The following is a 19,211-nucleotide window of genomic DNA, read 5'->3' as shown; positions in this document are numbered from 1 at the left end:
ATTTGGATCAGGGCTGTAAACCGGTAATATTCAGGTGAGAATGGATATAAAATGAACGCAACTTATTAATTATCAACTGGTAAAGGTCAATTTTTACAACTTACTCCTCACTGTTTAGATTTAAATGCTGATAGCTAATAGCTGATAGCTCAAACCTGATATCTGAAACCTGAAACCTAACACCTGATAAATTAACGTCTTTTAACAAATAACCACCTGCTTAACCATCTTAACATTCTCTTTTTGACCTAATTTTGCGCCTGAAATTCTTGTTGCATGAAGAAGACTCACATTATTGCACTTGTGTTTATCGCCATCGCCATTGCTGTTCTGATTAGTTACATTGGCGATGTAAGTACCTATGATTCATTCGCTTCCGCTCAGAAGAAGGAGGGAAAATTCGTTCGTCTTGCAGCAAAGATCGATAAAAGCAAACCTTTTGTTTACGACCCTGTAAAAGATCCTAACTACCTGGCATTCACTGCCATTGATACATTGGGAAATACAATGGAGGTTGTTTACCATAACACAAAACCCACCGATATGGAGAAAAGTGAAAGACTGGTACTGGGTGGAAAAGTGAAAGATGGTAAGTTTGAGTGTAAGGATATCCTGTTAAAGTGTCCTTCCAAATACAAGGACAACCCGGATGCAATCAAACACGATCTGGATGCGGCTACAAAGAATGATTAATGGCTGGTTGTAATACCGGAGGAAATTCTAATCTAATACTTTCATGTTGCTAACCACTGCAGCGTAACTTCAGATAATGAACTATACAGGCGAACATTTATTTCCAGGACAAGCGGGGCATTTTTTCGTTATCCTGTCTCTCGTGGCTTCCCTTGTGGCTACCATAGCTTACTTTAAAGCAAATAAGGTTTCCATTCCGGAAGAAAAACAAAGCTGGATCCGCATGGCCCGCACGGCTTTTATCCTGGAATGTATCAGCGTGGTGGCGATCATTGGTTTGGTTGCGTTCATTATCTCTCAGCATTATTTCGAATACAAATACGCCTACCAGCATAGCGACCGGTCAATGGAAGCAAAATACCTTCTTAGCTGTATCTGGGAAGGGCAGGAAGGAAGCTTTATGCTTTGGAGTTTCTGGCATTGTGTGCTTGGTCTTATACTTATTAAAACGAGCAAACAACATGAGGCCGGTGTAATGACTGTGATCAGTCTTGCGCAATTCTGCATTGCCACCATGTTACTGGGCATTTATGTCTTCAATATAAAAATCGGCATTAACCCTTTTACATTGATGCGTAATGAAGGGTTCTTTGATAACGCTCCGGTATTTAAAGATGTGCTGACAGGCGGGCTGCGTAAAGACTACCTTTCTCTGATAAGAGACGGTAGCGGTTTGAATACGCTGTTGCAGAACTACTGGATGGTGATACATCCTCCGGTATTATTCCTCGGCTTCGCATCAACCATTGTGCCTTTTGCCTTTGCTTATTCAGGATTGGTAAATAAATCAGAAGGATGGGTTAAACCTGCAATTCCCTGGGCCGCTTTTTCAGGTGCCATTTTAGGTACAGGTATTATGATGGGCGCCGCGTGGGCGTACGAAGCGCTGAACTTTGGCGGTTACTGGGCATGGGATCCCGTAGAAAATGCTTCATTAGTTCCCTGGCTGGTAATTGTTGCAGGGCTGCATACCAATATTGTTTACAAAAGCACGGGCCACTCACTAAGAGCTACTTATCTGTTCTATATTCTTGGTTTCATCCTGATTATTTACTCAACCTTCCTTACAAGAAGTGGAATTTTGGGTGATACTTCCGTACATGCGTTTACAGGGGCGGATATGACCTGGCAGTTGCTGAGCTTTATTATAGTGTTTACGATTCCTTCTTTCTATTTGTACTTCAAAAATTATAAATCCATCCCGACAATCCGGAAAGAGGAAAGCAGTTATAGCAGGGAGTTCTGGATGTTTATCGGTGCATTGGTATTACTGTTGTCAGCTGTTGTTATTATCGCTAAAACTTCCGTACCCGTATTCAATAAAGTATTTGGAACGAGTATCGCTCCACCGGAAGATATCAAACTGTCATATAACCAGGTACAGATCTATGTAGCAATTCTTATCGGCATTTTTACAGCAGTTACTCAGTATTTAAAATACAAAGACACACCGAAAGGTGTTTTTGGCAAGAAGATCTTTATCCCGACGCTGATATCACTGGTAATAAGCCTGATCATTTCAATCTTTGGAAGCATTCATTACGATGAACACGGCATTGGTTACCTCGCCGCAATTCATATGGCCATCTTTGCGGCTGTATATGCAATAGTTGCGAATGCTTCATATATCTGGATCGCGCTGAAAGGAAAGATTAAAAGTGCTGGTGCATCCATTGCGCACGTTGGCTTTGGATTAGTGCTGCTGGGTGTGTTGCTGTCTTCCGCCAAGAAAGATGTACTGAGCAAGAACACGACGGGTATTGCGTTATTTGAGAAAACAAAGACCGAAGATCCTGCAGAAAACCTCACGCTTTTCAAGGGTTTAAAAACTGATATGGGAAAATATCACGTTACCTATTCGCGGGATACAGTGGAGGAAAATGGCAAGAAAAGATACTTCCAGCTTGATTTTGAGGAAAAAGCAACCGGTAAAACATTCTCACTGTTCCCGGATGTATTGAAAAGCAACAGGGAAGAGGGGTCGCAGTCAGCTAATCCCGACAAGAAACACTATTTGAACAAAGACATCTTTGTATATGTGAGCTCTTTCCTGGATGCAAGCTTAAATGATACTACGAGCTTTCAGCCACGTGATATGAAGGTTGGCGACACCACCTTCTTTAGCAATGGATTCATGGTGTTGAATAAGGTTGACGTAAACCCGCCCAACAACAAACGCCAGGTGCTTCCCGGTGAAACGGCCATGATGCTGAACATGACTGTTTTTGCAAAAAATGGCATTCGCTATGATGTTACTCCGGGTATCGTCATCAATGGTAATACTTTCAGAAACCTGGAAGACAGTGTGCTCGCTCAAAACCTCGTCATCCGTTTCAACAAAGTGAAAGATGAAAAGAAGGGCGTGCTTGAGATTGGAGTTAAAGAAGGTAAAAGCTTAAATGATATAGTTACGCTTAAAGTGTATGAATTTCCTTTCATCAACGTGTTGTGGATAGGTGTAATTATAATGGTGATAGGATTTGTAATCAGCGTGGTTTACCGTGTAAAAACCGGCAAATCAAAAAAGTCAGTAACCAAACCGCAAATGGTTAAGAGTTAATTGAAAAGGGAAAATTGACAATTGAAAATGAAGGGGCAACTTAACATTTCTCATTTTCAATTGTCAATTCAATGTCGTTTAGTTAAGCGTTTGTAGTATTTAACACGCATAAAGTATCACGATCAGATCAATATTCGGGAGACCTCTCCTGTCGTCTAGGTGACGATGCGATTCAAGACTTGAACATTATCATGTACTTGTTACCAGTGCTGTTGTGATTAGTTTTTCTGATAAGCCCGGATCGTCATGTCGACGATAGGAGACATCTCCCAAAGTTGACGATGCCTGCTTAACTAAACGACATTGTTGTCAATAGTCAATTTTCAATTACATAAAGTTTTTCTTCTCCAATAAATACTTCCAATATTTCGACTGCATGGGCTGAATATGCAGTGTTATGTTCTCCCTTGCTTTGACATTCGCACTTTGAAAATATTTTTGCCATAGCTTTTGATAAGCGGTCTCTTGTTCCTGCTGAATAATTATACCTGGATCTTCCGGGTTATCGGCGAACGCCAGCTGTACCATTTCCACGGTTTGCAGGTCATAATACATTCCATATTTGCGGAAAGTATCATAGACTAACCAATTATGAGCTTCATATTTTTCTTTTAAATAACCCACTATTAGCGGCAATACGTTGAATGCAGGATCGATGAATGTGTACGGAAGATTATCCGCTGTTTGCTGAAATCTAACATGAGATTTAACGCGGTACACTTCTCGGTGAACCTGTTTAACCAGTTGTTGAATAGTTGTAAGATGCCCGTCTGAAACACTGAGTCCAACCGCTTTTCTTTTTGTGAACGAAGATTTAATGTAATAAAACATCACATCTTCAATTCCTTTTTGTTCAGAAAGCCATGCATGATAGAGATGTTGTAGCAAGCGTGGGGAAAATTTCTGCTTAAAGCCCTTCCATACTCTTTGGGCTTTCTCTTCACAGGTGTATACATTGTGTAATTTATCAATCAGGGAAGTTCGATAATACTGTTCCTTTATAATATGAACCTCGTTGTATTTATACTCATAAATCTCAAAAACCGAAGTCAGCCAACCTTCAAAACTGCCGTCATATATTACCGTCATCATAATCTTAATACTTTATCTTCTTCAGGAAAATCATTCTTTCTTTTCTCTTCATCAAGGACGGCAAGCGAGCCGGGGGCTCAAAAAAATCCGGCATGAAAATACTAAAAAAGTTAGTAATTTTTCATACCGGAGCAGAAGATAAAATATTAAAAATTAATGCTGCAACTTAATTATACAGCGGGTTCGCTTCCATTTCATGCAGATCAATATCTGAATAATTTTTTACTTCATTGTAAAGTGTATCTCTTTCAACGGGTTCGCGTTTCACCTGTTTAATCAACGATACAAGCTGAGTTGTAGTTAATGCAGGAGTTTGCTCTTCGCTTCCCGCCATTGAGTAAATTTTTGTTGTATCATCAATGGTGCCATCAAGATCATTTACACCGAAACTTAATGTTAGTTGCGCGTTTTGTCTGCCCAACATTGGCCAGTAAGCTTTAAGATGCGGGAAGTTGTCCATATACAGCCTGGCAACAGCATATAGTTTCATGTCTTCAATAACAGATGATTCAGGAACATTGCTCATTTCATTATCACCGTTTCTGAATTTCAACGGAATGAACGTATTGAATCCACCCGTTTCATCCTGCAATTGTCTCAGTCTTTCCATATGATCAACACGGTGCCAGTATTTTTCAATATGGCCGTATAACATGGTGGCATTGCTGTGCATTCCTAAAAGATGTGCAGCTTTATGGATCTGCAGCCATTCGTCAGCAGTAGCTTTATCATTGCAGATCTGAGACCTTATTTCATCGTGAAAAATTTCAGCGCCGCCGCCCGGAAGTGAATCTAATCCTGCGTCGTTCAGGATCTTCATACCTTCTTCAACAGACACTTTTGCTTTGCGGAACATATAATCAAGTTCCACAGCTGTAAAGCCTTTTACATGAAGATCCGGTCTATGTGCTTTGATCTGTTTGATAAGATCAACAAAAAAGTGAAGATTCATTTTAGGGTGAACACCACCAACAATGTGTACTTCTGTAACAGGTTTGCCATCATATTTTCTTACAATATCCATCATCTGCTCGCTGCTTAGTTCCCAGCCTTCCTCGCGGTGGGCGTAAAGTCGTGAATAGGAGCAGAACTTGCAGGTATAAACACAAACGTTGGTTGGTTCAATGTGGAAATTGCGGTTAAAATAGGTTTTATTGCCATGCTTTAATTCGCGAACGTAGTTGGCCAGGGTACCGACAAATGGTAGCGAAGCTTCTTCAAACAGCATAACGCCGTCGTCGTAGGATATTCGCTGTCCCGCCAGGATCTTTTCACCAATATTTTTTAATGTAGCGTTGTTTACTGATTCAACAATTCTTTGGGCATCTGTCTTAACATTATTCATACGCTTAGGATTTATCTATTTAAGGTGCAAAGGTACGGGCAACATGGTAAAGAATAATTGACAATTCCTGCCCGACTGGCGTCGTTCGGGCGGGGATAGGGGAAAATTGAAAAATGATTGCGTGGGAGGAGAAAACAGTTTTAACCACAGAGGACACTGAGTTTTTTTCACAGAGTAACATGGTTTTTTCTCTGTGGCCCTCCGCGTCTCCTCCTGTATTCCTCCGTGTAATTATTATACATTGTTTATATTCTATATAACTATTTCAACACAGTTCCACTATGCGAAGTATTCCTAAGCTCCGCTCCAGTCAACGTATAACGTAAAACTTACAACGTATCACTGTATTCCCGCTTCAGCTCCTCCACCACATTATAAATAATCGGGCAGCGGCCATAGTGCATAAACGTTGCGAAAAGCCTTTTGTTAAAACCCGGCAGGTGTAGATTGGGGAAATTGCGGCAGTCCGCGAACCGGTGTTCGTAAACCGTGCATTTATTTTCAGAAAGAAAATGGCAGGGAATTGTGTTGATTACCATCATCCCGCTTTCGCCCTTCTCAACATATTTGGTTTCAAACTCATCCTTCGAAACACCCAGGAATTCTTGCAGGTCATCCGCTTCTTTCTGTTCAACATTGATCATCAACGTCCTGCAGCAGTTGCCGCATTTGGTGCAATCCACCTGAGCCTCAATCTTTTTATTCAGCTCAAATACAAGCGCATCAACAGCCTCAGCATCCTGTCGCTTCAAAAAGTCTTTGAACTGCGCATTTTCCGTTTCACGCACCTCGGCCATCGCACCAATTACTTGTAAGTTCGTTTCTACCACCTGATTGTATTTAGAGAAGCTTAAGCCCAAAGCCTAAAGCCTAAAACTGAATAAGATCAAGCTGCAAAAGTCCGTCATTTACGGGAAGAAAGCGGAAGTTTTTAGAAAAAGCTTAAAGCCTAAAGCTCAAAGCTTAAAACTACGAGGTCGGTAATTGTCAATTTTCAATTCTCCATTGTCAATTGAATTAAGGTTCAATCACCAGTTTAACCTTATCATTCATGTAAGGACCGCCCGGATAGGAGGCAGTGTAATCCAGGTTAATCCAGTAATTGCCGTTAAACTCATGATAGTAAATGCGGTGGATCTGGGAATTGTTGAAAAGCTGAATAATGGCCTGCTGCATCACTTCAAAATCCTTTTTGTTGCCTACAAACATTTCCGGGTACATATGGCCATCGATAATCACCAGTCTGCACTTGGCACCAATGCTCATCAAACAACTTGCCATCAGGATACTGTGATCATCACAATCGCCACCCAGTCCATTCAAAATAGTCTCTTTTGGGCTGGCGTAGTATTCATCGCGCTGGCTGTCCGGAACGTAATTAAAATTTTGATTAATGTATTTGAACAATGACAGGTAGCGCGTTATCATTTTATATTTTGTCTCATAAGATTTGAAGAATTCCAGCGAGTGTTTTACGGAGAAATTGCGAACCGTAGAATCGGTGTCCTGAATTTTGGCCTTTACCCGCTTGGTCACCTTGTCGGCGGGTTTGTCAAACAAATATGGGCTCACATTCAGCAAATCACTTTGTTTTTCTTCCCGCACTTTCCAGTTGGTGTAGGCAAATGTTTTATAATCCCGGAAAATTCCCTGGAAGCTGTATCCACCAGCCAGCTGGTTGATGAGCAGTATTACGATAATCAGTATTGATGCCGGAAGCACCATCGGCTTCACCAGCCATAGTGTTATGCGGACGAGAATTATAGCGACAATAAAAGATATAATCAGATCTATATTAATATCTGCCACAATAACAGGCGGAATAAAACGGCAAATGAACGGCGCCAGCGGAATTATCAGCAGAATTCCCGCAACATTGCTCAAAATATCCTGTAATTGCCTGTATTTTTCATTTGTAGACATAGAATCTGATGATAAAACTAAAAATTTGGCGCTTTCTTACCGTTAAAGGATTGATAACTCTTTAACGCCTGAAACGGTAGTTGTGACATTCTTTACACAAAAAAAATTCCAGTCTTTATATTTAAGCGATTTTTTTCCACAATAAATTGCTATTTGTTTATAAACAGTACATTGCCGCCCTTGATGAAAGTTTACTTTTGCAGGTTGTAGTGGTTTGCTGAAAGGTTTAGCAGAAAAAGAATTCCCGGTATTTGATGTATTTACTTCGCGGGAAAGGAAAAATTCAAATAATTAGCTTTTAGAATAAAGGAGTTTTATAATGGCTGAAGCGAAAGAAAAAAACATGTTTGATTATACGGAAGACAGTATTCGAAGTCTGGACTGGAAAGAGCATATCCGTCTTCGTCCCGGTATGTACATTGGTAAACTGGGCGACGGGTCGTCACCCGATGATGGTATTTATGTCCTGATCAAGGAGGTGCTGGACAACTGTATTGATGAACATACAATGGGCTATGGCAAACAGATTGAAATAAAAATTGATGACAAATCGGTTACCATTCGTGATTACGGCCGCGGGATTCCCCTGGGAAAAGTGGTGGATGTGGTAAGTAAGATCAATACCGGCGCCAAGTACGATAGCAAGGCGTTTCAGAAAAGTGTGGGATTGAACGGTGTGGGTACCAAAGCGGTTAACGCATTGAGTAATTATTTCCGCGTGCAGAGTGTGCGTGACGGTAAAACAAAAGTGGCGGAATTTGAAAAAGGGAATCTAAAGAAAGAACACAAAGAGACGGCTACAGATGAAGCCAATGGTACACTGGTAACATTTATTCCGGATGATACGGTTTTTAAGAATTTCCATTTTATTCATGAATATCTCGATAGCCAGCTGTGGAACTACTGTTACCTGAATGCGGGGCTGATCATCAACTTCAACGGAAAAAAATATGTAAGTAAGAATGGTTTGCTTGATTTATTGCAACGCAAAACCAATGAGGACGAGATCCGTTACCCAATCGTGCATTTAAAAGGGGAGGATATTGAACTGGCCTTCACACACAACAATGACTATGGAGAAGACCTTTACTCTTTCGTAAACGGACAATATACGACGCAAGGTGGAACGCACCAGCAGGCTTTTCGTGAGGCCTTTGTAAAAGTGGTGCGTGATTTTTATAAAAAAGATTACGATGCTGCGGATATACGGGGCAGCATTTGCGCAGCTATTTCGGTTCGCGTACAGGAGCCTGTGTTTGAAAGCCAGACCAAAACAAAGCTTGGCTCGCTGAACGTGTATGAGAATGGTCCTTCCATGAAGAATTTTGTGCTCGAATTTTTAGCAAGGGAACTGGACAACTTCCTGCACAGAAATGCAACGATTGCTGAGGCGTTGAAAAAACGTATAGAGCAAAGTGAGCGGGAAAGAAAGGAACTGGCAGGCATTAAAAAACTGGCAAATGAAAGAGCCAAGAAAGCCAACCTGCACAACAAAAAATTACGCGATTGTAAAGTGCATTTGAATGATGAACCACCTGCAAAGAACAAAGAGGAGTTCATCGCACTACAAAATAACAGTACGATTTTCATTACCGAAGGTGACAGTGCGAGCGGATCTATAACCAAAGCACGCAGCGTTGATACACAAGCTGTATTCAGCCTTCGCGGTAAGCCACTCAACTGTTTCGGTCTTACAAAGAAAATAGTGTACGAGAACGAAGAATTCAACCTGTTGCAACATGCCCTGAATATCGAAGACGGTATGGATGGCTTGCGTTATAACAGGATTGTGATTGCGACCGATGCTGATGTGGATGGAATGCACATCAGGTTATTGTTAATGACATTCTTCCTGCAGTTCTTCCCGGATCTGGTAAAACGTGGCCACGTATACATTCTGGAAACGCCGTTGTTCCGCGTGCGCAATAAACAGGAAACGATCTATTGCTACGATGAAACCGAAAAGAAAGCGGCAGTTAAGAAGCTGGGCAGCAAGCCCGAGATAACACGCTTCAAAGGTCTTGGTGAAATTTCACCAAAAGAATTTGAAGCCTTCATTACCGAAGATGGCATCAAGCTGCAGCCGGTGATCCTTGAACAGGGCGATCATATTCAGGCATTACTTGAGTATTTCATGGGTAAAAATACCCAGGAGCGCCAGGAGTTTATTATTAATAATCTTAAGATAGAGTTGGATTTAATAGAAGAGGCAGTTTAATTGACAATTGAAAATGGACAATGAAAATGCCCAACGCATGTGGTGATTTTAATTATCTGTTTTAATACTCAATGAATAATTGTCAATTTTCAATTCTCAATTTTCAATTATTATGTTGCATATAGTTTTTCAGGAAGCAGACATAGATGTATTACAAAAAGCCATTGCGCTGGACGAAAGCGGTGGTTTGAATGGTGAAGTGTGGCAGATAAAAGATGATTACGCAGTAGGGCCAGTGGCGGATATTTATGAAGCTGAAGGTTTCCAGGCCCGAAGGGATTTCTGGAAAGAAGCCCTGGAGTTTTCTCCCTACGAAGAGCAGATAGAAATTGTGAACGATAAAATGACTGTTCACAATCTTCAGAAAAGATTAAACGCTGAGGAAGACAGCGAAGAGTATATCAAAGATGTATGGATCTGGATGGGGCAAAACCAACATGATGTATGCGGCTATTATTGGCTGATGAGCCAGTTGAAAGCATACCAGGGTCGTATTTTTGTTCTTTATCTGAATAACCTTCCATTTATTAATGAAAAGGGACAGTTGTTTTATCCTTCTGTATTGCATCAAATTCAACCAAAAGAATTTTTGAAAGCGAAAAGGCTTTCAAGGGTGATCACTTTAAGTGAGTTTGAACTTGATCCGGACGAATGGAAAAAGACCTGCCAGGAAAATGCAATGGTGCGCATATTGGAAGGTGGTAAAAAGATTGCCGGTAAAGAAGTTGATTTTTATGACAAATCTTTACTTGGAGCAATCACCGGCGATTTTCAAAAGTTGCCGAAAATACTACAGACAGCCTTTTCAAAATTCAAAGTAAATACGGGGGATGTATTTCTTGTTTGGCGACTGAGAAAATTGGTAGAGCAGGGAGTATTGGAATTGCAGGGTGACTGGACAAAAGGCTGGAAAGAAATAAGTTTAAAACTGGCCGGGGTGGCAAGCAGTGAAGCTGCACCTGTGGAAGAGGCAGCGGAGTAAACATTCTGGAATTAGATATGAATGAGCAAAGGCAATATATAACTCACGTAAATCTTTCGGGATATAAATCTATTCAAAATCTTGAATGCGATTTTGAGGATGGGTTGAATATTATCATTGGCGATAACGGAAGTGGAAAAAGTAATTTTTTTGAATTTTTACATTTTTGTTTCACAGGTGAAGTTAATCGCCTTTATAACTTTTCTGCAGGCGTTGAATTGAATGGAAAGCCTGGATTGATAGAGTGGAACAACACCCTGAAAGTATTTGAAGAAGGACATGAGCTTTACGGACTACCTTATACTGATGTTCCTAACTTTCCCTTACGTTATGAGTTTGTTCAGTTTAATATGCCTCACGAATTATCAGTTTTAGCCGACGAACTGGTAATCAACTTTGATTTAAATAAAAGCAAAATCGCGTCGGGTGCAATAAAGCCCATAGCTCCGCTGTTCGCGACTCACTTTGTACGAATAGTAAACAGGATTTTACGCAACACGCGTTCTATTACTGATGATTTACTATTAGAACAGCTAAATACGGCATTTAATATTGATTATGCGACATTTAAGGAAAGTGTAGGTGCTTACACCCCCGTTGAAGATATTCGCATCAGTAACGCCTTACGTATTTCAAAAGTTAGTAGTGACGTAGTTGAAATACGAAATCTATTGTTTGAATACAAAATAAATGGCAGTTGGTTCTCCTGGAATGGCCTCTCGGACGGAACTAAAAGAATGATTTACCTGATTGGGGTGTTGTGTGGATACAATTCGGCAGATCAAAGCATTGCTCCTAAAGTTGTTTTTATCGAAGAACCCGAAATTGGAATACATCCTCATCAGTTGCACCTTATTTTAAATTTTTTAAGAGAGCGCTCGAAAAATCAACAGATTTTTATTTCAACGCACTCTCCCCAGGTTTTAGATATATTAAATGCAGATGAGTTAAACAAGATAATAATTGCGGAGATAACAGCAAAAGACGGCACAAAATTCCGCCACTTGAGTGAAGCAGAGATGAATAAAGCACAATTGTATTTTAAGGACGAAGGACTATTAAGCGAGTACTGGAGGTTTTCGGACCTGCAGCGGACGGAAAAAATCTAGGAAACTATGTTACGAATCGGATTGGTTGGGGAAGCTCCGGTTGATACGGCTTGTGTTAAAACCCTACTCAGTAAAAAATATAAGGGGCTTGATTTTTTTGAGATGATAAGTGATATAAGAGGAAATCATCTTGACAGCCAATTCGCGAAACGTTTTTTAAGAAGAGAATTTGAGATAGCGAAACCTGATTTCATTGTCTTTATCAGAGATCTTGACGGCAAGGAAAATAATGCTGATATGTTAAGTCAGCGAAAAGAGTTCTTTGCAAGATGCAATAGCATCGTAAACAAAACAGGTTTATTTCTATTAAATATCCAGGAACTGGAGGCGTTGTTGTTTACAGATATTAGTGTGATCAACAAATGTTATAATGTAGTGTTAGCTGCAGTTGACGACTGCATGTTGATTGAAGGCCCTAAAGAGTACTTACGATCCAATGTGCGGGGATATATCGAAACTCATAATAAGGAATTGTTCGAAAAATACAATTATGAAACGATAATATCGAATTGCAGGTATTTCAAGAAATTTGATGCAGAATTTTCAATTAAGACGGGATTTGCAGAATAAATAATTATGGCAAAAGATATAACTAAAGAAATTGATTTAACCAATGAGTCCGGCGTACAGGGCCAGTATAAGAACTGGTTTCTTGACTACGCTTCCTATGTAATATTGGAGCGCGCGGTTCCGGCTATTGAGGATGGCTTGAAACCTGTGCAGCGTCGTATCCTTCACTCAATGAAGGAAATGGATGATGGACGTTTTAATAAAGTGGCCAACATCATCGGGCAAAGTATGCAGTACCATCCGCACGGTGATGCGTCTATTGGCGATGCATTGGTGAATATGGGGCAGAAAGACCTGCTGATTGAAACGCAGGGTAACTGGGGTGATGTAAGAACGGGTGATGATGCGGCGGCCCCACGTTACATTGAAGCTCGCCTGTCCAAATTTGCTTTGGAAGTTGCTTTCAATGCAAAAACGACAGACTGGCAACTAAGCTATGACGGCCGTAAGCAAGAGCCGGTAACACTTCCCATGAAGTTTCCGCTTGTGCTGGCGCAGGGAGCGGAAGGTATTGCTGTAGGCCTTTCAACCAAAATATTACCCCACAACTTTATAGAGCTTTGTGATGCTTCTATCAAATATTTGAAAGGAAAGAAATTTGAGCTGTATCCGGATTTTCTTACTGGTGGCATGGCCGATGTAACCAACTATAACGAAGGTAAGCGCGGTGGTAAAATTCGTGTTAGAGCCAATATTGAAGAGCAGGATAAGAAGACACTTGTTATAAGAAGTGTTCCCTATGGTGTTACTACGACATCGTTGATGGAGTCTATTGTAAAGGCCAATGACCAGGGAAAGATCAAGATTAAGAAAGTTACCGACGCCACAGCAAAGGAAGTTGAAATACAGATCGAGCTGGCTGCCGGTATTTCTCCTGATATTACCATCGACGCACTGTATGCTTTCACTGATTGTGAAGTAAGCATATCGCCCAATGCCTGCGTAATTGTTGAAGAAAAACCGCGCTTTCTTGGTGTTCATGAACTGCTGAAAACATCCGCAGACAATACCAAGGAATTGCTGAAAAGAGAGCTGGAGATAAAACTGGCAGAGCTGGAAGACAAATGGCACTATACATCTCTGGAAAAGATCTTCTTTGAAGAAAAGATATACAAGGAACTTGAGAAGAGACATGAAACATGGGACAAAGTAATTGAAGCCATTGACAAAGCATTCGTTCCATTTAAGAAAAAACTGAAGAGAGAGATTAAGCGTGAAGATATTTTAAAGCTGACTGAAAAGCCTGTAAGGCGAATTTATAAACTGGATATTGACGAACTGAATGCCCAGATCAAAGGCATTGAAGCGGACATTAAACAGGTGAAATACGATTTGGATAACCTGGTTGATTTTGCCGTTGCATATTTTGAAAGCCTGCTGAAGAAATTTGGCAAGGGACGTGAGCGTAAAACGGAGATCAAATTGTTTGATACCATTCAGGCAAACAAGGTTGCCATTGCCAATACCAAGTTGTATTTAAACAGGTCAGAAGGGTTTGTGGGAACAAGTCTTAAGAAAGATGAACTGCTTGCAGAATGCTCTGATCTGGATGATGTGATCGTGTTTACCAAGCGTGGCATTATGAAGATTGTGAAGGTGCAGGATAAAGTATTTATAGGAAAGGATATTATTCATGCAGCTATTTTTAATAAGAATGATGACCGGACTACCTATAACATGATCTATCTTGACGGAGCTTCCGGCATTGCGTACGCTAAACGTTTTAATGTAACTGGTATTACCCGTGATAAGGAATATGATCTTACAAAAGGAAATGATAAGAGTAAGGTGCTGTACTTTACTGCTAACCCGAATGGTGAAGCTGAATCAGTAAAAATATTGCTGACTCCCGGCTCATCAGCGCGAAATAAAGAACTTGACTTTTTCTTTGAAGAATTGGATATCAAAGGCCGCAGCAGCATGGGTAACCAGGTAACAAAATACCCGGTGCGTTCCGTTAAGCTGAAGGAAAAAGGAAAATCGACACTTGCCGGTCGCAAGATTTGGTTTGATGATCAGTTTGGCCGATTGAATACTGAGGAGAAAGGAGAGTACCTGGGTAGCTTTGAAACTGAAGACAGGATAATTGTTTTTTATGCTGATGGTGCATATGAAATAACGGATACCGAATTAACGCAGCGCCTGGAAGCAGATAAGATCTTGTTGATTGAAAAGTTTGATCCTGAAAAGATCGTTACGGCTGTTTACCTTGATGCAGATAAGATGCAGTTCAATGTAAAACGCTTTAAGATAGAAACCACCACACTTCATAACAAATTCATGTTTATTAAAGAAGTGGAAGGAAACAGGCTGGAAGCTGTTACAACGACAATTGAACCAGTTCTTTTAGTTCGCACCGGCCGTGGATCCCAGGCACGCCAGGCTAAGTTTAAAATAGCTAAAATGGTAGAAGTAATGGGCTGGAAAGCGGTTGGCGCCAAGCTGATGGACTTCAGTAAAAGCGTAGAAATGGAGTGGGAGAAAGGTGCAGATAATAAGGCGCCGGAATTGTTTTAATAAAGTCAGAAGTAAAAATTCAAAAGTAAAAAGGGCTGTTTAAAGCTGATGAACTTCATTTTTTGAGAAAGCGTAAATCGCCAGTTTTGATGTAAAGTGTAAAACGTCAAAATTCAAAAGTAAAAAGTAAAAAGGACTGTTTAAATAATTATACATTAAAGGAAAATGAGCAAGACCGATCTGGAAGTTTTGAATTTTGACTTTTGAATTTTGACTTTTTTTCTGTTTGGCAAGGTGCTTGCTTATGGGTCTTGAATTTCGAATTTTTACTTTTCTTAACCCAAGTTTTGTTATGATCAACCAACGTGTATTTGCCATATCCCTTGCCGCAGCAGGCATCATGCTGACGGCAAGCTGTGTATCGAAGAAAAAGTACCTGGATTCGCAGATTGCATTGCGCTATTCCAAGACGGACAGTGCCATGCTAGCAAGCAAAGTGAATTCATTGGAGAATAAAATAGCTGAATTAAACAAGCAATTATCTGATCTTACAGATCAGAACAATACACTTTCTGCGGATGCAGCTGCGACTAAAAGCAAGCTTACAAACCAATTAAATTCAAGTCAGCAGGCATTCCAGGATCAGCAAAAGAAATTGCAACAACTACAGGCTTTGCTGGATCAGCAAAAGCAAAAAGCTGCACAGTTAAAAAAGAAAATGAGTGATGCCCTGGGTGGATTTAGCTCAAACGAATTAACTGTTACACAAAAGAACGGAAAGGTCTATGTGAGCCTGAGTGAAAACCTGTTGTTCCCTTCCGGAAGCGCGGTTGTAAATGCGCAGGGTAAAGATGCATTGGGTAAGCTGGCGGAAGTACTCAACCTGAATCCTGACATATCAGTAAACATTGAAGGACATACAGATTCAATTCCCATCCGTGGACGGTATGAAGATAACTGGGCATTAAGTGTCGCCAGGTCTACATCTATCGTACGGATCCTGGTGAATACTTATCTTGTTGAACCAGCAAGAGTAATCGCATCCGGTCACAGCCAATACGATCCGGTAGAAAGTAACGCTACTCCCGAAGGAAGAGCTAAAAACAGGCGCACTGAAATTATCCTTACGCCCAAGCTGGATGAGTTGTATAAGCTGCTGGAAAGCTGAGTTTAATTGAGAATTGAAAGTTGAAAATTGACCTTGGTTAATGGAAAATTGAAAGTTGATAATTGAAAATGAACTACCAGGAGGAGTTATTGATTTGAGTAATTGAGGTAGGTAAATTGAGAACGAAAAATAGGGTGTAAAGGGCGAAAGAAATTTGGCTTTTTACACCTTTTTTGTTTCACGTGTTTCACGCCGCGCTCGCAGAGAAGCGACAGCGCAACGACCTTTTTTATTTCACGCAGCGCTCGCGGAGAAGCGGCGGCGCAATGGCCTTTTTTGGGGCCAGCCTTTTTAGTTTAGGTCAAAATACGTTCTGGTATCGAAACTCCGTGGTTCTTTGTGTCGTAAGTGGCTCCGTGGTTTCTCACTTTGTGTTCTTATCCGCGCTTGCGCACCTTTAAAACCTTCGTGCCTCTTCGTGTTCTTCGCGCCTTCCTGTTTCAAAATTCTTTGTGCTTCTTTGCGCCTCCCTGGCAAAATCAGTCAGTTGTTTCTCTAAAACCGCCGCGCCGCTGCCTCTTAGCGTTCGTTGCGTGAAACCTTTGCCCAAAACAAAACCAGGCGATGCTTCAACAAACATCGCCTGGTTTTTAATTTTATCCGTTATCCTTAAACCTTATGCCTCAAACCTTAAACCCTACGCCTCACTCTTATTTTCCTATTGTTCCTCCATAATATACGTTCTTAGCATAATCCACAACCTTAGAGCCCCAGCTTCCGGTGTTATAAACAAGATTAGTTACGGTACCTGGAATAGCGGCTTTTGCACCATTCAGGGTTCCGTTAACAACATACATAGCCATTTTACCTTTTACTGAAGTCTGTGTAAGTGTTACGTTAGACATGATCAGTTTTTTCGCTGCCAGGTTAAATCTGTCAGGTCTGTTATCAACAAAAATTCCATAGGATTTTGAAGTAAGTACTACATCTTTCAAATTAAGACCATCTACAGTAAAATTGCCACATCCGAAAATTTGCAATCCCGGACCTGTACATTTATATACAGACATATTTGAGAATGAGCCTGTGGTTGCGTCCTGGATGGTGATCCCGTTCATTTGTGCCGTTTTGTTGGCAGTTCCTGCATTTATAACTGACACTGCATTCACGCGGCAGTTTTGTGCACTGGTGATCTGGAAACCGTCCCATCCCGTGTTTTCAGCCTTAACATTTGTAACTGTAAGACCGATAATAGGACTGGTTTTGTAGCCGCTTTGATAGTCCGCTGTATTTCCAAGATAAAACCCTTCCCCGGTTGTGTTTTTTACCGAAACATCTGTTAGAGATATGTTTTTAATTGTCGTTGGATAATAGGTGTTGGTTTGTCCCGCCAAAGGATCATTTTTAATCATTACACCTATGCTGGCACCGTCAACAGTAACGTTTTGTAATGCCAGATCTGATGTGTAATAAGCTTTGAAGCCCAGGGACGTACTAAGACCTTTGATATTCACATTTACTACTTTAATGTATTGCCCATTAATATCGAACGAACAACCGGTACCTCCACCAATTACAGCGCCGGCCGCGGCTGTAACTACAATTGGTTTGCCTGAAGCGCCTCTTACATTATACAAAGCGACCTTGGTAACCGACTTTGGAATCACGATTGTATCTCCGGGAGCAAGCTTTAAAGTACTTACGTCCTTAATATAAACGCTGGTTCCATTAAGTGGCAAAGACATTTTGATATTTTGGGTTAAAGAGGCACTGGCTAGTTCCAGCTTTTCCGATGTTGATGTGGTCGTTGGTGTTACAAGGTCCGACGATTTTGAGCAGCCAAATAATACGGAACTACCTAGTAGAGTCCCTACAAGGATCTTCTTCATAGTTTATTGGTTGTTTTTAAATGTTGTTGTTTTAGAAATTAGTTGGGAAAATATTGGGGTGCACCTTTCAAAAATTTTCACGGTTAGGTACGCAAAACTGTGCCAAAAAGGACTTTAAGAAATAAGAGAAATGTCAGGAAAACATTTTAAAATTCAATGAAGAAAAAATTAAGAAAGCCTGTTCAGTTAAGCGTCTTAACAAATGTCAATAGAATAGAGATCGTGCTATCATCATATAACATTTTTTGCAATTATTGCAACTCATTGATCATAAACATTCTTTTAACATACTGGGCAACTGGGTACACAGAAATGGACACGCAGGATGTTATTTTTAAAACTTACAAATGTTCATAATGTCATAGCAAAATGCACTTGCGTTGTACCCGGGTAACAGAAGAAGTCATTCAAAGAACAAGACTATTGAATGCTGATACTTCTAGTGCATACAATTGTTTGTTCTATTAATGTGACATGGATATTACGCCTGCTTCCTTGCTAAACCGATTTTAACCGAATGCGGAGGGATTGCTTTTTAGCAGTTCGATTAAAAACAGGGCCATCCGGTTACGCATATTTTCCAGCTCAAGTCTTACCGCTTTATTTTGAAGAAGGGGGTGAATATAGAATCATATCTTCAAAAAGTTCATTCGCCATTTTACCGGAAATGTTTATTGCGTTGCTTGAAAGCTGATCAACAAAAAACTGCGCAACCTCCTGTGCTGAACATCTGAAGAGGTGAAACAGTATATGGTTCTCTATCGATATATCAAGCGTAAATTCCTGTTCCATCGTCATTGATTGAGGGTTGATTAATTTGATTGAACCAGTCATCGACAATTTTTAGATACATGGCGCGTTTGGTTGCATGCGGTTTATTGGAGTTGATAAGTGCGATCAAATCAGCAACATTTTTTGCTGCCAGCGCATGTGATGGTGAATTTGCTTGCGGCTGCAATTGGCCCCGGCTTAAATGAAACTCATGAAATACCCTTGTAGCCCGGAGGCTCGCAAGACATTCGGAAGGATCTATATAATTATACAGCGACAAATAGCTGAAGAAATGCCCGATAACCTGTTGCGGTGAGATCTGATGCAGCCTGCATGCATCTGCAAAGGCGGAGGGTAATTGAAGGTGAATAACAACTTTCATCTCATTAAGGATTTTGGATTTTGGTGGGTGATGTTAATTGGAAACGAAGCCGCGCGAAACAATTACACTGAAGCATAAACACATTTGGTGCAGCCAGCGACTAGTAAAGTAA

At 40.6% G+C, this 19,211-nt stretch carries 15 protein-coding genes; 8 read left to right on the top strand and 7 right to left on the bottom strand.

The window, feature by feature from the left end; translation table 11 throughout:
- Positions 1-276 precede the first annotated feature (276 nt).
- Complete coding sequence (locus QTN47_RS06430) at positions 277-693, top strand: cytochrome c maturation protein CcmE domain-containing protein (protein WP_369328517.1); 417 nt, start codon at positions 277-279, stop codon at positions 691-693.
- 76 nt (positions 694-769) lie between these two features.
- Complete coding sequence (gene ccsA, locus QTN47_RS06425) at positions 770-3,253, top strand: cytochrome c biogenesis protein CcsA (RefSeq protein WP_369328516.1); 2,484 nt, start codon at positions 770-772, stop codon at positions 3,251-3,253.
- A 327-nt stretch (positions 3,254-3,580) separates the two neighbouring features.
- On the opposite strand, the gene QTN47_RS06420 is transcribed toward ccsA, so the two are convergent.
- The 4 genes from QTN47_RS06420 to QTN47_RS06405 all read right to left on the bottom strand — a co-directional run bounded on the left by QTN47_RS06420 (position 3,581) and on the right by QTN47_RS06405 (position 7,613).
- Positions 3,581-4,345 (bottom strand): TIGR03915 family putative DNA repair protein, encoded by a 765-nt coding sequence (locus tag QTN47_RS06420; protein ID WP_369328515.1) that lies wholly within the window; start codon positions 4,343-4,345, stop codon positions 3,581-3,583.
- Between the two features lie 166 nt (positions 4,346-4,511).
- The gene (mqnE, locus tag QTN47_RS06415) at positions 4,512-5,690 is read right to left on the bottom strand and encodes an aminofutalosine synthase MqnE (RefSeq protein WP_369328514.1); all 1,179 of its coding nucleotides are present in this window, start codon (positions 5,688-5,690) and stop codon (positions 4,512-4,514) included.
- A 329-nt stretch (positions 5,691-6,019) separates the two neighbouring features.
- Positions 6,020-6,520 carry a YkgJ family cysteine cluster protein gene (locus QTN47_RS06410; protein ID WP_369328513.1) on the bottom strand — a complete coding sequence of 167 codons (501 nt, stop codon included), beginning with the start codon at positions 6,518-6,520 and terminating at the stop codon, positions 6,020-6,022.
- A gap of 187 nt (positions 6,521-6,707) precedes the next feature.
- Positions 6,708-7,613 carry a transglutaminase domain-containing protein gene (locus QTN47_RS06405; RefSeq protein WP_369328512.1) on the bottom strand — a complete coding sequence of 302 codons (906 nt, stop codon included), beginning with the start codon at positions 7,611-7,613 and terminating at the stop codon, positions 6,708-6,710.
- Positions 7,614-7,932: 319 nt separating this feature from the next.
- Here QTN47_RS06405 and QTN47_RS06400 point away from each other — a divergent pair, with 319 nt between their 5' ends.
- The 6 genes from QTN47_RS06400 to QTN47_RS06375 all read left to right on the top strand — a co-directional run bounded on the left by QTN47_RS06400 (position 7,933) and on the right by QTN47_RS06375 (position 16,117).
- Entirely contained in the window at positions 7,933-9,831 is a 1,899-nt protein-coding gene (locus tag QTN47_RS06400) for a DNA topoisomerase IV subunit B (protein ID WP_369328511.1), read from the top strand.
- 112 nt (positions 9,832-9,943) lie between these two features.
- Positions 9,944-10,813 (top strand): DUF1835 domain-containing protein, encoded by an 870-nt coding sequence (locus QTN47_RS06395; protein ID WP_369328510.1) that lies wholly within the window; start codon positions 9,944-9,946, stop codon positions 10,811-10,813.
- 17 nt (positions 10,814-10,830) lie between these two features.
- Positions 10,831-11,922 carry an AAA family ATPase gene (locus QTN47_RS06390; RefSeq protein ID WP_369328509.1) on the top strand — a complete coding sequence of 364 codons (1,092 nt, stop codon included), beginning with the start codon at positions 10,831-10,833 and terminating at the stop codon, positions 11,920-11,922.
- Between the two features lie 6 nt (positions 11,923-11,928).
- A complete protein-coding gene (locus tag QTN47_RS06385) occupies positions 11,929-12,492 on the top strand; it encodes a hypothetical protein (protein ID WP_369328508.1) in 564 nt (187 codons plus the stop codon).
- Positions 12,493-12,498: 6 nt separating this feature from the next.
- Complete coding sequence (locus tag QTN47_RS06380; RefSeq protein ID WP_369328507.1) at positions 12,499-15,009, top strand: DNA gyrase/topoisomerase IV subunit A; 2,511 nt, start codon at positions 12,499-12,501, stop codon at positions 15,007-15,009.
- A gap of 292 nt (positions 15,010-15,301) precedes the next feature.
- Positions 15,302-16,117 carry an OmpA/MotB family protein gene (locus QTN47_RS06375; RefSeq protein ID WP_369328506.1) on the top strand — a complete coding sequence of 272 codons (816 nt, stop codon included), beginning with the start codon at positions 15,302-15,304 and terminating at the stop codon, positions 16,115-16,117.
- A 397-nt stretch (positions 16,118-16,514) separates the two neighbouring features.
- On the opposite strand, the gene QTN47_RS06370 is transcribed toward QTN47_RS06375, so the two are convergent.
- The 3 genes from QTN47_RS06370 to QTN47_RS06360 form a co-directional block, all read right to left on the bottom strand.
- Complete coding sequence (locus QTN47_RS06370; RefSeq protein WP_369328505.1) at positions 16,515-16,697, bottom strand: hypothetical protein; 183 nt, start codon at positions 16,695-16,697, stop codon at positions 16,515-16,517.
- Between the two features lie 70 nt (positions 16,698-16,767).
- The gene (locus QTN47_RS06365) at positions 16,768-17,946 is read right to left on the bottom strand and encodes a hypothetical protein (RefSeq protein ID WP_369328504.1); all 1,179 of its coding nucleotides are present in this window, start codon (positions 17,944-17,946) and stop codon (positions 16,768-16,770) included.
- Between the two features lie 769 nt (positions 17,947-18,715).
- Entirely contained in the window at positions 18,716-19,099 is a 384-nt protein-coding gene (locus tag QTN47_RS06360; RefSeq protein WP_369328503.1) for a hypothetical protein, read from the bottom strand.
- Positions 19,100-19,211 lie beyond the last annotated feature (112 nt).

Origin of the sequence: Danxiaibacter flavus, assembly GCF_041060425.1 — a bacterium.
Classification (GTDB): Bacteria; Bacteroidota; Bacteroidia; order Chitinophagales; family Chitinophagaceae; genus Danxiaibacter; species Danxiaibacter flavus.
The sequence above is the reverse complement of the archived record's forward strand: the minus strand, read 5'-3'. Positions and strand labels throughout refer to the sequence as shown.